Consider the following 600-nt stretch of genomic DNA (forward strand, 5'->3'; position numbering starts at 1 on the left):
CCTCACGCCATCTCGCTTATGTGATCTACACCTCCGGCTCAACCGGAACCCCAAAGGGCGTCATGGTCGAGCACCGGGGAGTGGTGAATCATACAAGTTGGCAGGCGGATCGATTCCAGCTTGCTGCCCACGACATTTTCCTGCAGCGAACCTCCCTCTCTTTTGATGCCGCGGTGTGGGAGCTATGGACAGCCTTGTCGTTTGGGGCTCGTGTAATTCTCCTTCCCCTCGACCGACAATTCGATGTTCGATCAATTGTCGATCTCCTGAATAGGCATAGAGTGACGGTCCTGCAATTAGTCCCGTCTCTTCTTTCGGCATTGCTTGAGCTCAGAGACGTTGAGCAAAATGCAATCGGTAGCTTACGATACATATTTTGTGGTGGAGAGCTCCTCAGGAATGAGATCGTCGCTAAATGGCTGCAATTGACATCGCGGGCACTTGTCAATCTCTATGGGCCTACTGAGGCAACGATTGATACGACAGCTTGGGAGCATCCCGTTGGATTTAGCGGAACAGTTGTCCCGATCGGGCGTCCGATTGCGAACACGCGGTTGTATCTTCTGGACGGTCATGGCGCGCCGGTGCCGTTCGGGGCGG

At 54.3% G+C, this 600-nt stretch carries 1 protein-coding gene; it reads left to right on the forward strand.

What is annotated here, in order from left to right; all coding sequences use genetic code 11:
* The coding region (locus X738_RS80630) for an AMP-binding protein (RefSeq protein WP_036270851.1) at positions 1-600 on the forward strand (600 nt) is incomplete at both ends.

The organism is Mesorhizobium sp. L48C026A00, assembly GCF_000502375.1.
GTDB classification, from domain to species: domain Bacteria; phylum Pseudomonadota; class Alphaproteobacteria; order Rhizobiales; family Rhizobiaceae; genus Mesorhizobium; species Mesorhizobium muleiense.